This is a genomic window from Olivibacter sp. LS-1 (assembly GCF_008245145.1).
In the GTDB taxonomy this organism is placed as follows: Bacteria; Bacteroidota; Bacteroidia; order Sphingobacteriales; family Sphingobacteriaceae; genus Olivibacter; species Olivibacter oleidegradans.
In genome coordinates this window covers 2,528,574-2,542,776 of record NZ_CP041643.1, presented here as the reverse complement: position 1 = coordinate 2,542,776, position 14,203 = coordinate 2,528,574, and the positions used below count along the sequence as shown (strand labels likewise).

14 protein-coding genes are annotated in these 14,203 nt (G+C 41.7%); 8 read left to right on the top strand and 6 right to left on the bottom strand.

Features of this window, described 5'->3' with window-relative positions; all coding sequences use genetic code 11:
* Window position 1: 1 nt before the first annotated feature.
* Both FKG96_RS10320 and FKG96_RS10315 read right to left on the bottom strand, forming a co-directional pair.
* On the bottom strand, window positions 2-637 hold the full coding sequence (locus FKG96_RS10320; protein ID WP_149105489.1) for an ABC transporter ATP-binding protein: 636 nt from the start codon (window positions 635-637) through the stop codon (window positions 2-4).
* Window positions 634-1,050, bottom strand: a complete 417-nt coding sequence (locus FKG96_RS10315; protein WP_149105488.1) for a MerC domain-containing protein — start codon at window positions 1,048-1,050, stop codon at window positions 634-636. The genes FKG96_RS10320 and FKG96_RS10315 overlap by 4 nt, the downstream gene beginning before the upstream one ends.
* Before the next feature lie 86 nt (window positions 1,051-1,136).
* On the opposite strand from FKG96_RS10315, the gene FKG96_RS10310 reads away from it, so the two are divergent.
* The 3 genes from FKG96_RS10310 (at window position 1,137) to FKG96_RS10300 (ending at window position 3,776) form a co-directional block, all read left to right on the top strand.
* A complete protein-coding gene (locus tag FKG96_RS10310; RefSeq protein ID WP_041387347.1) occupies window positions 1,137-1,340 on the top strand; it encodes a hypothetical protein in 204 nt (67 codons plus the stop codon).
* Window positions 1,341-1,393: 53 nt separating this feature from the next.
* Window positions 1,394-2,593 (top strand): GTP-binding protein, encoded by a 1,200-nt coding sequence (locus FKG96_RS10305; RefSeq protein WP_149105487.1) that lies wholly within the window; start codon window positions 1,394-1,396, stop codon window positions 2,591-2,593.
* 289 nt (window positions 2,594-2,882) lie between these two features.
* The gene (locus tag FKG96_RS10300) at window positions 2,883-3,776 is read left to right on the top strand and encodes a bestrophin family protein (protein WP_149105486.1); all 894 of its coding nucleotides are present in this window, start codon (window positions 2,883-2,885) and stop codon (window positions 3,774-3,776) included.
* Window positions 3,777-3,841: 65 nt separating this feature from the next.
* On the opposite strand, the gene FKG96_RS10295 is transcribed toward FKG96_RS10300, so the two are convergent.
* Entirely contained in the window at window positions 3,842-4,246 is a 405-nt protein-coding gene (locus tag FKG96_RS10295; protein ID WP_013665857.1) for a DUF1801 domain-containing protein, read from the bottom strand.
* A gap of 165 nt (window positions 4,247-4,411) precedes the next feature.
* Between FKG96_RS10295 and FKG96_RS10290 the strand changes: the two genes are divergently transcribed.
* A complete protein-coding gene (locus FKG96_RS10290) occupies window positions 4,412-5,926 on the top strand; it encodes an FAD-dependent oxidoreductase (RefSeq protein ID WP_149105485.1) in 1,515 nt (504 codons plus the stop codon).
* 66 nt (window positions 5,927-5,992) lie between these two features.
* Here the strand turns inward: FKG96_RS10290 and FKG96_RS10285 are convergent, their stop codons facing one another.
* Complete coding sequence (locus FKG96_RS10285) at window positions 5,993-6,994, bottom strand: GlxA family transcriptional regulator (RefSeq protein ID WP_013665855.1); 1,002 nt, start codon at window positions 6,992-6,994, stop codon at window positions 5,993-5,995.
* A gap of 152 nt (window positions 6,995-7,146) precedes the next feature.
* On the opposite strand from FKG96_RS10285, the gene FKG96_RS10280 reads away from it, so the two are divergent.
* Complete coding sequence (locus FKG96_RS10280; RefSeq protein ID WP_149105484.1) at window positions 7,147-8,079, top strand: SRPBCC domain-containing protein; 933 nt, start codon at window positions 7,147-7,149, stop codon at window positions 8,077-8,079.
* A 70-nt stretch (window positions 8,080-8,149) separates the two neighbouring features.
* Here FKG96_RS10280 and FKG96_RS10275 read toward each other — a convergent pair whose 3' ends face one another.
* Window positions 8,150-8,668: a hypothetical protein gene (locus FKG96_RS10275; RefSeq protein ID WP_149105483.1), complete on the bottom strand. Its 519-nt coding sequence runs from the start codon at window positions 8,666-8,668 to the stop codon at window positions 8,150-8,152.
* A 357-nt stretch (window positions 8,669-9,025) separates the two neighbouring features.
* On the opposite strand from FKG96_RS10275, the gene FKG96_RS10270 reads away from it, so the two are divergent.
* The 3 genes from FKG96_RS10270 (at window position 9,026) to FKG96_RS10260 (ending at window position 13,524) form a co-directional block, all read left to right on the top strand.
* Entirely contained in the window at window positions 9,026-9,691 is a 666-nt protein-coding gene (locus FKG96_RS10270) for a family 16 glycoside hydrolase (protein WP_149105482.1), read from the top strand.
* A gap of 276 nt (window positions 9,692-9,967) precedes the next feature.
* Entirely contained in the window at window positions 9,968-12,685 is a 2,718-nt protein-coding gene (gene ligD, locus FKG96_RS10265; protein WP_149105481.1) for a DNA ligase D, read from the top strand.
* Between the two features lie 143 nt (window positions 12,686-12,828).
* Window positions 12,829-13,524, top strand: coding sequence for a DsbA family oxidoreductase (locus tag FKG96_RS10260; protein WP_149105480.1), 696 nt, complete (start codon window positions 12,829-12,831; stop codon window positions 13,522-13,524).
* A 73-nt stretch (window positions 13,525-13,597) separates the two neighbouring features.
* Here the strand turns inward: FKG96_RS10260 and FKG96_RS10255 are convergent, their stop codons facing one another.
* Complete coding sequence (locus tag FKG96_RS10255) at window positions 13,598-14,080, bottom strand: YdeI/OmpD-associated family protein (protein ID WP_013665849.1); 483 nt, start codon at window positions 14,078-14,080, stop codon at window positions 13,598-13,600.
* Between the last annotated feature and the right edge of the window lie 123 nt (window positions 14,081-14,203).

Here is a 14,203-nt window from a genome sequence, read left to right as displayed (position 1 = left end):
TTTACAATATATAGGTGCTAGAAAATTTGTCCTTTAGTCTTTTATCATGCGTGGCAATCAGCAAAGTTGCACCGTAACTTTGTGCCTGCTCTAATAAAAGTGCAATCACGGCCTCCGCATTACGGTCGTCCAGCGCAGAAGTGGGTTCGTCGGCTATCAGCAGCCGCGGTCGGTTCACGAGAGCCCTAGCAATAGCAGCACGCTGTAGTTGTCCCTGACTTAGCTCATGGGGATAACTTTTAATTTTGTCGCCCATATTTAATCTCTCCAATATCACAGATAACTCACTCGTGTTTTCCCCTAACCCAGCCAACCAACGAGCCATTTTGAGATTTTCAAGGACCGTTAGGCTTTTGATAAGATGGGCCTGTTGAAAAATCAGCCCAACATGCTGTCCGCGGAATTGGTCCATTCGCTTCGGAGATAATCCATAAATATCGACACCTGCTACGGTTACAATGCCCGACGACGGCTTCATAAGACCACATAAGACATGAAGCAAAGTGGTTTTTCCAGTGCCCGAATCTCCAAGAATCAAGCAATGCGTCCCTTTGTCGACTTCAAATCCCGGAAATGATAAACCAATGCCATTCTTATACCGCACCTCGATATCGCTAGAGGATATAAGCACACTCATTTAGCTTCATTTTTATTTTCGTCGATACAAGCAGCGCAATGATAAGGCTTGTTGAATTTCCAATTTAAAAAATGGGCACCCGCGATGGTGAACCCTCCTAAGGGCACAAGGACCGGTTCCAATTCGTGAAAGCCAAGTAAGTGGGCTCCAAAAATCAGTATAAAGCCTATGGTTAACATCAAAAGCGGTAACATCTTACGGTGATACTTCAGATAAGAAGGAATCAACGAAGCCATACCGACAAGCACCGATAAAGCAATTACAGCAACTTCTACCCAGGGATTGGACAGAAATTCGAGCCCAACCAGAGGCAGCAAGGTTATTACAAATGGCATCAATGCACAATGGATAGCACATAAAGCGGAAGCCGTCATACCAACCCTGTCCATTTTTCCCAGTAACGTTACTTTCATGACTTTCATTATCTAATAATTAACAAATGCAATTAAGTTGCAAAATAACAAAACAGTATTTACATTTGCAACTTAATTGCATCAAAATGATACCACAAGATTTCGAAGCCTGGCATTACTGTATCACTAAAATGTGCGGCATACCTCTTTGCGCCGATTTTGCCAAAAGACGGTTGGCTATTTACAAACAAGACAAGCATCCCGAAACCATTGAATTTATCCGGTTATATGGTCTTGATCATTATCGAAAAATTGTATCCTGGCTCGAAATAGTCGAAAAACAACGGTAACCCCTTAAACAAAGCGTATACCCCAAATTGGGACACGTAAAGAACAATTAGATATGACAATAAAAAAACTTCCTGTAACGGTATTAAGCGGCTTCCTAGGTGCCGGAAAAACGACCCTGTTAAATCATGTATTGCACAACAAGGAGAACCTAAAAGTTGCTGTGATTGTGAACGATATGAGCGAAGTCAATATCGATGCTCAAATGGTAAGTCGCGAAAATGTACTATCACGAACGGAGGAAAAACTCGTGGAGATGAGCAATGGCTGTATCTGTTGTACACTGCGAGAAGATTTGGTTGTCGAAGTGGAAAAGCTTGCCAGAGAGAGTCGATTCGATTATTTACTTATCGAGAGTACAGGTATTTCGGAGCCGATACCCGTAGCGCAAACCTGGAGCTATGTAGATCAACAGCAAGGTATCGACCTCAGCTCGTTCAGTTACATTGATACCATGGTAACCGTAGTAGACTGTTTTAATTTCTTTCAGGATTTTAGCACACAGGAAACACTGCTTGACCGCTCGCTCACTGACGACGTATATGACAGCCGTGCCATTGTTAATCTACTTACAGATCAATTAGAATTCGCAAACGTCATCATCCTCAACAAGACGGATCTTGTCTCAGAAAATACAATAGGTACATTGGAAGCGGCAATCAAACAACTAAATCCCGATGCACGCATCATTCGATCCGCTTTTGGCAGGGTCGATCCGGCGACTATTATAAATACCGGTCTCTTTAATTTTGAAGAAGCTTCAAATGCGGCTGGCTGGAAGAAAGAACTGGAAGATGAACACATACCGGAAACGGAAGAATATGGCATTTCTTCCTTCGTGTTCAGATCGCCGAAGCCTTTTCATCCGATGAGATGGTATAACTATCTTAATCAAGACTACCCCAATTCGATCATCCGGGCTAAAGGACTGTTTTGGCTGGCTTCCAGACCTGACAAAGCGATTAACTTCAGTCAGGCCGGCGGCAGCCTTCGCATAGAAAGTGCGGGCCACTGGTGGTGCAGCATGCCCTATGAAGAAAGAATTCGATACGCAGCCTATCATGAATACAAAGGAGAAATTGAGAAGAGATGGAATATAAGGTGGGGAGATCGTCAGAACGAGCTGGTATTTATTGGCCAGTACCTTAATAAGGAAAAATGTTTGAAAGAAATCGAAGGTTGCCTGCTCACAGATGCCGAAGCTCAAAATTGGCAAAACACATTATGGGAAGACGTATTTCCACAATCGATATAATATGGTGTTTGGTTTGAGTGCCGGGCTACGGTTCGGCGCTCTTTGCTTCACCCTCTCTTTAACCGCTACCTACTCGCTACTTTACCGCTAAAAGCTCACGTTTGCTACCCTAAAGGCGAATATACCGTGGATATACCGTGGATATGTGGCGAATATACCCCGAAGGAGGCCCCTACATACAGCCCTTTGAACCGAAGATTGTGTTGCAGAAACCGCCCCTTTCTAATGCCATTTTAATGAAAAACACCTATTATGCAACAGATTATGGCAAAATAATAAGAACGGAAAAATGCTGACGAATACCAAGATTCCAATTGCATATATATTTAGAAAAATTCGCGTACAAATAGTATATGTTATTATCATCGGCCTGATTGTGAAATCTGTTGCTATTTATTTCATTGATTTCATTCCTCAAATGCCGATAGCTATACCGGCCTTTATAGGCACCGCGATTTCGGTTCTACTATCTTTTAATCTAAACCAATCGTACGACCGCTGGTGGGAAGCCCGGAAAATTTGGGGCGCGATTGTTAACGACAGTCGAAGTTTGGTTCTTCAATTACAATCCTTCGTAAGCGAAGAAAAGCAAGCCATTATCCGGCAGATAGCGCTTCGGCATGTTGCATGGTGCTATAGTTTAGGGCAAAATTTACGGGGTTTGGATCCGAAAAAAAACATAGAGGATCTAATCAATACAGAGGATATGCGAGAAATGGATAACCATAGTAACAAACCGCTAGCGCTGTTGCAAATGAATGCGTTACAAATTGCGAATTTAAAGAAAGATGGACATTTAACTGAATTCTATCATGTTCAATTAAACACAACTTTAGTTAAGTTCTCGGATGCGATGGGCATGGCAGAGCGTATAAAAAACACGATCTTCCCGGTTACTTATCGCTTGTTTCTGCATTTTATGATTTACGTTTTTGTAGTTACTTTATCCATTTCGCTGGGTGAAATTGATAGTATATATGAAATACCGCTACTGGTGGTCATATCCGGATGTTTTCTACTGCTCGAAAGAACAGCCACTCATCTCCAGGATCCTTTTGATAATCGTCCAACGGATACACCGGTTACTGCCGTTGCACGAACCATCCATATTAATACCTGTAATTTACTGAAAGAAAGTAAAACACCGGCGCCGCTGAATCCGGAATCTTTTTACATTCTCTAACCTCCGGGTTCAAAAGAATTACACTAGGACAGGCTACGGCAAGAAGCTATGAAGTATTGTATGTTTCATTTTAGCCTTTCCAGTTTGCCTTTACGTTTTACAATATTTTTATAATCCCATTGAATGGCTCTTGATTTTGCGAGCCAGCGTTGCAAATCGTCTGTATCAATTTCATCAACTGAATGATAGAAGATAGAGGCGTCTCTGAATTTACCTCCTCGTTGGTTTAACCCCTCTTCTCCGAAGTCGGCCCCGCTCCAAAACATGAGTCGCACACCGGCTTTGAGTTTATTATAGCCGGCAATAGGATTGCCTTCCAAAAACCAAACGGGATGACGGTGCCATATCTTATTCTCCGCTTCAGGTAAGTTGCTACTGATTTCTTTGGCAAGTAATTCACAGATAGCTTGGTCTTCACCTTTAAGAAAACTGTTGTAGTCGAGAATTTCTTTAGCAATAATATTCTTCATTCTTTTAATTTCTTTAAAAATAAAACATTTTTCTTACTTCATTTTTTTCTATCCGTTTTTTCCTTACGAGGTACAAAGCATTTTTAAGTGTATGATCCTTCCCACTTTCTTTTGAAACAAATGAAGGGGGCCTTGTGTTGCTTTTAAAAGATAAATCTGCTGATTATGGTAAACATAACTTCTGTATGGAAAGATAACTCGAAGCAAGGCTCCTTTCCTATTCTCGATCAGGACCTTACCGTAGACGTTGCAATCATTGGCGGCGGAATTACGGGTATTACCGCTGCCTATTTATTGGCAAAGCAAGGAAAAAAAGTAACCGTACTAGAAGCCCGTGCTATTGGCGAAGGCTCCACAGGATTTTCTACCGGGAATCTTTATGCCATACCGGGTAGTGAAGGACTGCATACCATTGAAAAGAAGTGGGGTAAGGAGCACGCGAGGCAAGTAGTTGAATCGCGGGCAGCCGCCATTGATTTTATCGAAGCGCGTATACAGGAGTTCAATATCAATTGCGGCTTTGTACATGTCCCTTGGTGTTTATTCTCCGAACAAGGGGAAAGTGCCTCTTACATCCAAAAAGAAAGAGAAGCAGTGGAAAGAGCTGGACTAACAACATCGGATTTTATTCCATTTGATATAAAGCCAAGTGTCGGTTTCAGCATCGCCAATCAAGCTCAATTTAACCCTTTGCAATATACGGTTGCACTAGCTCAACATATTCAGTCAGATTCTTGTTTAATCTTTGAACACACCAAAATGATGAGTTATGAAGAAGGTGAACCCTGTATCGTCATAACTGATCGAGGTAAGATAACGGCAACAGAAGTAATTATGGCAACACACACACCCAAAGGCCTCTATTTCGTCCATTCTTCTATGGAGCCTTACAGGGAGTATGCCGTTGCAGCCACACTAAATGACAACTACCCTCCTAATGGAACTTATTGGGATATGATATCGAAACAGCATTATTCTATACGAACCTACGATACGGCCCATGGCAAAGTGCTGATGGTATTGGGAGAGAAGCATAAGGTTGGTACAGAGGAACACAACGAGTCGCGCTTCCGGAATCTAGAGAATTTCCTCCGCGAACGTTTTAATGTTAATTCCGTTGTTTACAGTTGGGCCGCTCAACAATATAAGCCGGCGGATGGTATCCCGTACATTGGCAAGAGCTCCGGTAGTAAGAAAACCTATATCGCTACGGGCTTCTCGGCCGATGGCTTAGTTTATGGGACCCTCGCTGCTATCATTATCAGTGCTGAAATCATCGGCAATCCTAACCCATGGAATAAGCTGTATGATGCTTCGCGCATTACGCCCGTTGCGTCGGCCGCCAATTATATAAAAGCCAACGCTTCTGTTACCTATGAGTTAATTAAAGATTATTTATTCAAAGAAAATGTGGACCACTTCTCCGAAATAAAGCCAACGGAAGGTAAGATTATGGAGATTAATGGGCAAAAATGTGCCGTATCCCGAAATCGAACAGGAGACCTATTCATTGTCTCAGCGGCCTGCCCCCATATGGGCTGTATTGTCCATTGGAATAGTGGTGAACAGTCTTGGGATTGCCCCTGCCATGGCAGTCGCTTTACGACAGATGGGGAGGTGATTGAGGGACCTGCAATAAGCGCTTTAGCCCCCATTCATCATGAACCGTCTAAATCGTAATACTGTCTTTTTGTATGCGCAAGATACACAATAAACGTATCTTTATTAAAGACGTGAACCAAGTATTTAATCCGACAACATGCTGTCGGCATCTTTATTGTACTTATTTTTATAGTCTAAAGGCGATAGTCCCGTTATCTTTCTAAAAACTTCACGGAAAGCTTTTACATCTGAATAACCTACTTCGTACATCACTTCATTGATGGTCTTACGCGTTGTTTCAAACGCTTTTTTGGCCGATTCGATCTTTACCCGCTGCAAATATTCAATAGGCGTATTACCGGTCGCTTTTATAAATCGCCGGTCAAAATTTCGCCTACCTATAGCAAGTTTTCTCGAAAGATCTTCTACGGAAATTTTCTCATTGAAATTATCTTCTATATATTGCTGCGCTTTTATTATAACTTCATCGCCATGCGACTTTTGTCCGGTGAATATCGTGAAAGCAGATTGCGTTTGACGGTCAATCTCTACTTGAAAGATTTTGGAACAATAAATGGCCGTTTCCCGATCATAATACTTCTCAACCAAATACAAAAGTAGATTCAGAAATGAGTAACCACCCCCATTAGTGTAAATACCGTTTTCATCCGTAATTAATTTTTCGGTTTTTAACTGTACTTCCGGAAATAAGGACCTAAAATTGTCTGCTGAATTCCAATGAATAGAACAACTCCTTTTATCCAGTAATCCCGAGGAGGCTAACATAAACGCACCCGTGCACATACTAGCCACTTCTGCGCCATTTTTATATTGCTCGCGAAACCAGTTTATCAACACCATATTATCCTCCATTGCTTGTTTGAATTCAGGGTTTAAAGAAGGAATTAACACAAGATCGGTCTTCTTTAACGCCGATATATTGATCTGTGGCTTTATAGTCAGCAGTCCATTGATAAATGCAGATTCTTCTGCTACGCCCGCCGTCTCGATTTTAAATAATGGTTTATTCCCTTTTTTCTCCCAATAGCTGTTGGCACCGGTAAAAATTTGGTACGCGCCAACAATGCAAGCGATGGTACTGTTGGCCGTTTGTATATTGGGTACTAATATGGTAAGGTGTTTCATCTGCTTCGGATTTACGACGGTTATATGCAAAGTTAACCAATTCATATGTCCAAATCAACCCGCCATAAAGTCTATTTGACACCCCCGGTTGATGTACTTGGATCGCTAACTTTGACTTAAGACAGTACGAAAAAGAATAAAATCAAAATAAAATGAAAAGTGAAAATAAGAGTTTTAGCACCACGCTGGTGGTCAACGCAAAACCACAGGAAGTTTTTAAGGCGGTTAACAACGTTCGTGGTTGGTGGTCAGAAAATATTGACGGCGATACAGACAAGCTCCATAGTGAATTTTCTTACCATTATCAGGATGTGCACCGAGCCAAAATGAAAATCACTGAAATGGTGCCGAATGAAAAAGTAGTTTGGCATGTGCTTGATAATTATTTCAAGTTCGCGCAAGAAAAAACGGAATGGAAAGATACCTATGTAATTTTTGAGTTAACCGAAAAAGACGGAAAAACAACTTTGAGATTTACACATCAGGGCTTAGTTCCGGCCTATGAGTGCTTCCAAATTTGCCACGACGCATGGACACATTATATCCAGAACAGCTTAAAGGATTTAATCTTAACCGGAAATGGGAGTGCGACACCCAAAGATGATGAAACCGAAGATTTGGAGAAAGAGTCGCCGGAAAACAGCGACACGACAAGAAACAAAAGCATTCGTCATCGATTGCTTATTGAAGCACCTGTTGAAAAAGTTTTTGAGGCCCTAACTACCCAAGAAGGTTTAGCGGGGTGGTGGACGCCGGATACCCTGGCAAAACCAACCATTGGAAGTATCTTACGCTTTTCTTTCGGCCCTGACTATTTCAAAGAAATGAAAGTAGAGCAGCTTAAACCCTACAGTAAGATAAAATGGCTTTGTGTTAGCGCTTATGAAGAATGGATAGGCACAAGGCTTACTTTTGAGCTCGAACCGCATAAAAAAGGATGTATACTGTTCTTCCATCACGATGGATGGAAAGACTACACGCCCGAGTTTGCCTCTTGCAGTTATGATTGGGCGCTTTTCTTCAGAAGTCTGAAGCGCCTTTGCGAAACCGGTAAGGGTGCCCCCTATCCGGATTACAATAAATAAGTGTTAAAAATACGTATTCCCTAGTCCCGAGGACGCTCTTGGGATTAGGGAATATATAAAAATGCAATGTTCACTTTTCCTCTTCTACCGCGACTTGCCCATCAAACTTTTTATCAACGACCAATAATAAAAATGGCTGTATCTTCATGCTTAGTTTAGCACCAATATCTTGTTTATAACGCAGGAGGAGATGACCTTCCTTTTTTTGCAGGGAGACCGCCTTCATCTTCACGGCCAGTTCATCTGCAGGTGAAATAACGGCAATAGCAAATTGCTTTGTAAAATCAATCGGGGTCGGTTTCCCCTGATCCCCCATAACTGTGGCCATTCCAAAAATTTTATCAAACTCTTCACGACTTGATATTTTAGGTGTTGATAAACTGGTTTCATCAAAATCGTTTCGGACAAAATAGTTTTCAGCTAATACATAAGGAACTTCTAGCTCATCACTATTTGTGGTATGGGCATTCACCATGTCTTCGCTATTCATTCGTTTTTGCTGATTACTACAGGACAAAAATGCGATGATGTTCATTGCCATGAATGGGATGATGATTATTGGAAATTTCCTGACAAGGCCTTTTTTCATGGGTTTCTATTCATAAAATGATATCTGCTGATAGAACAGTTCGCTTCATCAAATGGTTTCAGAAATCGACTAATAGCTTAGACGATTCCGCCAAATTTCTACAAAGTGCCTGCTAATGAATGACTAAACTATTCGAATAAGCACATTCAATGTATGAAATTTCCTAGAAAACATCCTAAAAGTTGATTAAAGACGATGAAGGTTGATTTACAACCCGAGAGAAAATCCGAAAAATTGGCTGGGCTTGGAACGCAATTGAACGATTTTGAACTGCATTGAATTTGTTAGATCCGACTGAATCTTTTTCATTTGTTCAATAAGTCAACCCAGTTATACGTCTATAATCATTTAAATCGCATGAAAACAATTTTAGAAAACAACAAGGAGGTAACCAAGCTTATCGCGCTATTTATGAGCATTTTCGGCTTATCCATAGCCTATGCACAGGATTCGATCACGCTGGATGCTAAAGTAATACAAACCCGGTCCGTGGCGATAAATCGGACGGTTAAGTTTGAAAGGAACGACATTTATCTGACAGCAAAAGAGGGTGATGGTTATTTACGGATAAATGGTGTAAACTTTCGGCAAGGGGTCATAGAAGCTGACATAAAAGGAAGTAATACCCCGCAGCGAAGCTTTGTAGGTATCGCCTTCCATGGAAGTAATGATCAAACCTTTGAGGCAGTCTATTTTCGTCCTTTTAATTTCGAAAATCAGGAACGGAAATCGCACAGTGTCCAATACATTGCTCATCCTACCTATACATGGAATAAGCTCCGCAGTGACAGTCCCGGAAAATATGAAGCAGCGTTGAATATGGATATCAAACCAGATGACTGGTTCCATGTTCGGATACACGTTAAAGAATCAACGGTTGATGTTTATATTAATGACAGTAACGTGCCAACACTATCTGTGGATAGACTTAGTAAAACTGATACCGGATGGGTGGGCTTTTGGACCGGAAATTCTTCTGATGGATGGTTCAGGAATATAAAATTGAGGTCAATAAACAACTAGGAAACCGAAATTCGCAGTACATCGCTAAAATAGCGAATCGACCCAGCCTCGTCAATGTAAACTTAGTTGTTATGTCAGTGTTCTTGCGGATTAAATACAGGTATAAAACTGATCGATGTTTCTTTTGTTAATAAAAAACATGCAAGGGATGCGATGGCGCTACAGAGGCTGGCCAAGCAATGGAACGAGTGATAGAAGGAATCAAAAACATGTTGAAAGGACGAAGAATCAATATTTTTTAGTAAAAATGGAGGGCCCTTTAGGGCTAGGTTAGCTATGCCGCTTGATCAATACCGTAACAAACGAGATTTTAAAAAGACCAGTGAACCGAAGTCAGGTAAGAGTCCGAACCGGAAACAACTCACTTTTGTGGTGCAAAAACACAAAGCTTCGCGATTACATTACGACTTTCGATTAGAAATGGATGGGGTGCTGAAAAGCTGGGCTGTGCCTAAAGGCCCATCCACTGATCCGCAGAACAAGCGTTTGGCGATGATGGTAGAAGATCATCCCATGGACTATCGGCAGTTTGAGGGGATTATCCCTAAAGGACAATATGGCGGCGGTACGGTAATTGTTTGGGACGAAGGCACCTATGAACCAATAGAAGGACTGAAGAGTAAGAAGGCACAAGAAAAACATTTATTGGAGCAGCTTCATAAAGGGTCACTCAAAATCCGGCTACATGGACATAAACTAAAAGGCGAATATGCGCTGGTAAAAACACAAGGGATGGGTGAAAACGGCTGGCTCCTTATCAAACACAAAGACGAATTTGCCAGTAAATCTGATATCACTAAAAAAGACAAGTCGGTGCTTTCTGACAAAGCATTGGAAGAGATTGAAAAAAGCAGCAATAAGGTATGGCAAAACGGCCGTGAGAAAACCGTTGAAAAGTCTAGAAAGACCACACAAGCAAAAAAAAGCAAAAATGCTGATGAACACTTGGCAGATGATGTAAATGAAGCCGGAGAGCCGCAGAAGATGGATGTACCCAGCTTGCTAAAAAAAGCACCGGAATCCACTATTCCGAAATCAATCAAACCGATGAAGGCTACCCTTATTGACGAACCTTTTGATGATCCGGATTGGCTATACGAAGTAAAATGGGATGGTTATCGTGCCATTGCCAAGGTCAGTAAGACAGATGTTAAACTAATTTCTCGGAATAATATTCCTTTCGATAAATACTATCCGCTTGTCGACCTTTTGAAAGGATGGCGTATCAATGCCATAATTGATGGGGAAATTGTTGTGCTAGATGAAAAAGGGCTGTCCGACTTTGGGGCCTTACAGAATTGGCGAAGCGAAGCCGATGGCAACTTGGTTTATTACGTTTTTGACATTTTATGGTATGAGGGCAAAAACCTGATGGGATTGCCATTGGTAGAACGACAGGCAATCCTTCAGGACATATTACCTACCGATGATGATCGTATCCGCCAAAGTAAGGTTTTCGCCGCAAGGGGGATCGACTTTTTTGACGCGGCAGAGCAGGTCGGGCTTGAAGGTATTATAGCAAAAAAAGCTGATAGTAAGTACACTTCTGACCTCCGATCGAAAGAGTGGCTTAAGATCAAAGTGCAACGGCGACAAGAAGTAGTGATCGCTGGATTTACGCGTAATGAGGGAACGTCCAAAGCGTTCAGTGCCCTCGTCATGGGGGTGTATGACGGAAAGAAACTTCGATATGCGGGTAAAGTGGGCACCGGTTTTTCGGACAGCAAGCAGAAGGAAATGATGAAGCTATTCAAACCGCTGATTACCGACAGAAGTCCCTTCGATGTAGAACCTGACGTGGACAAGCCATCCCGTTTTCGTCCACAACGACTCGGCGCAAAACCTACATGGCTGAAACCGGAACTGGTATGCGAAGTGAATTACGCCGAAGTTACCAGCGAAGGAATTTTCCGGCAGGCATCTTTCAAAGGTATGCGGGAGGACAAAGAAGCCGATGATGTCGTATTGGAGAAAGCGGCTGACACAGAATCCACCGTGGCCGAGGTGGAAGAAGAAGACAAGGGGACTAAACATGCAATCAAGCCCGCTAAAACCGAAAGGCGTACCCTCTTGAACCCACGTGAAGAGACGCAAACACGCAAAGTTAATGGTAAAGAATTGAAATTTACGCATCTCAGCAAGGTCTATTGGCCGGATGACGGCATTACCAAACGAGACATGTTCAACTATTATTACAGAATAGCCGAATTTATCTTACCCTACTTGAAAGATCGTCCGATGTCTCTGAACCGCTTCCCAAATGGCATTAAAGGTCCAAGCTTTTATCAAAAAGATGTGAAGGGAAAAGTGCCGGAATGGGTAAGCAAAACTTACCCATACACCACCAGCGAGGGTGAACATAAAGAATACCTGGTTGGCGACGATGAAGCAACCTTGCTATGGATGGCGTCATTAGGCTGTATTGAGATGAATCCTTGGTTTAGCAGAGTGCAGTCGCCCGATAATCCGGATTATTGCGTGATCGATCTGGATCCTGATAAAAACACCTTCGAGCAGGTCATCGAAGCCGCTCAGGAAGTGAGGAAGGTATTGGACGCTTTAGGCGTATCGAGCTATCCTAAAACATCAGGGTCCACCGGTATTCATATTTACATCCCATTGGGAGCGAAATACTCTTATGAGCAATCGCAGCTTTTTGCAAAGGTCATCGTCAGTCTGGTACACGAGCAACTACCCGATTTCACATCCTTAAAACGAAAAGTAAGTGATCGAAAAGGGAAGATGTATCTAGACTTCTTGCAAAACCGGCCCGGAGCCACTATAGCTGGCCCCTACTCCCTACGACCAAAGCCGGGAGCAACCGTCTCGATGCCACTTGCCTGGGACGAAGTGAAACGTGGTTTAAAAATGAGCGACTTTACTATTCACAATGCTTATGATCGGTTGAAAGAGACTGGTGATCTCTTCAAAGGAGTACTTGGAAAGGGAATAGAACTTAATAAAATCATAAAAAAGGCGCAGAACGATTTGTAATCGTTTATTCCATTCTTATGTTAGATGGTATCCCCAAGGAAAGTGTCAAATTTGCCTTGCTTCTAATTGAATTAGGTACCTTTGACACATGACCACTTCGTCTTAATTGTTTGGCGCGAACAAATAACAATAGATATTGAGATATGAACACCAATCAAAGTCAAATCGGCCCAAAAATGCGCATTGAAATATGGAGTGATATGATGTGTCCATTTTGTTATATCGGTAAAAGACATTATGAAGCTGCTGTAAAACAGTTTGCGGAACAGGATAAATTAGAAATAATCTGGAAGAGTTTCCAATTAGACCCCACTATTCCGGAGCAAATGGATATCCATCCTAGCGTATATCAATATTTGGCTGAGCGTAAAGGAATTAGTTATGCTGAATCAAAAGCAATGCACAGCCATGTTATTAACATGGCGAAAGAAGCTGGCTTGGAATATAATCTTGACGATGCAATTGTATCCAACTCATTCAAAGCTCATCGAATTATGCAATTTGCAAAAACAAAAGGTTTAGGTGATGCAGCCGAAGAACAGCTTTTTAAAGCGTATTTCGGAGATGGGCGTAATTTGAGTGATTCAGAAACACTCATTGAAATTGGCAAGGTTATCGGACTGACAGAAGCAGAAATACAAATTGCACTTACTGACGACATCTACGCTTATCGAGTGCACCAAGACATACGGGAGGCCAAAGACTTAGGTATTAGGGGGGTGCCCTTTTTTTTATTTAATCAAAAGCATGGAGTTTCCGGAGCTCAACCATCAGATGTATTTCTACAGACCTTGGAACAATCGTTTAAGGAATGGCAAAAAACGAATGCTGTTGACTAAGCAGCTAAACAGACGGTAATATATGCAACTGAGCTGACGATGGCAGTTAACCCTATTCATAACGGACCCTGATTCAGGGCTTATCTCGTCCGATAAACCGACTTTTTCCCAGCAAAAAGTCGATCGCTCTTATTACATTTTTATCGATGCTTGTTTCCGTTTTTAAATTGGCAATGTATCGAATAATTTCATTCTGTAGCGACGGACTTAGTTTATCAAAGACATCTTTGGCATCTTGGTTTTCGCCAAGTGCGGCCACTAACTTTTGGTGGGGTTTAATCGTTCGATCACCGGGGTCGAATTCAAGCGTCAATTCAACGACCTCTCCTATTCTTTTCGGAGAGTTTTTAAGCATCAATGTGTTAACGTACAGACGCCAGTCCCCCTGATACTTCACTAATGTTTGTTTATAAGGATTCCCATTTATCGATCCTCGAATCGGAATTTTTCCCTTTTCCTTTCCTGCTTCTTTAAAAATATCTTGTAAGATTTTTTCAGGCACAAATACAAAAGGATTAATACCAATGATATTTATTTCAGCAACAAATTTATGCATCGTCTTTTCCAGCTTGGCATCTTAATTTTTTAACCATCTACTTAAAAATATAGGTTTTCTTTTAAATAGCCAAAAACAACAAAAGCCCTGCTTTGGGTAGCATGGGCTTCTGTATGTTATAAT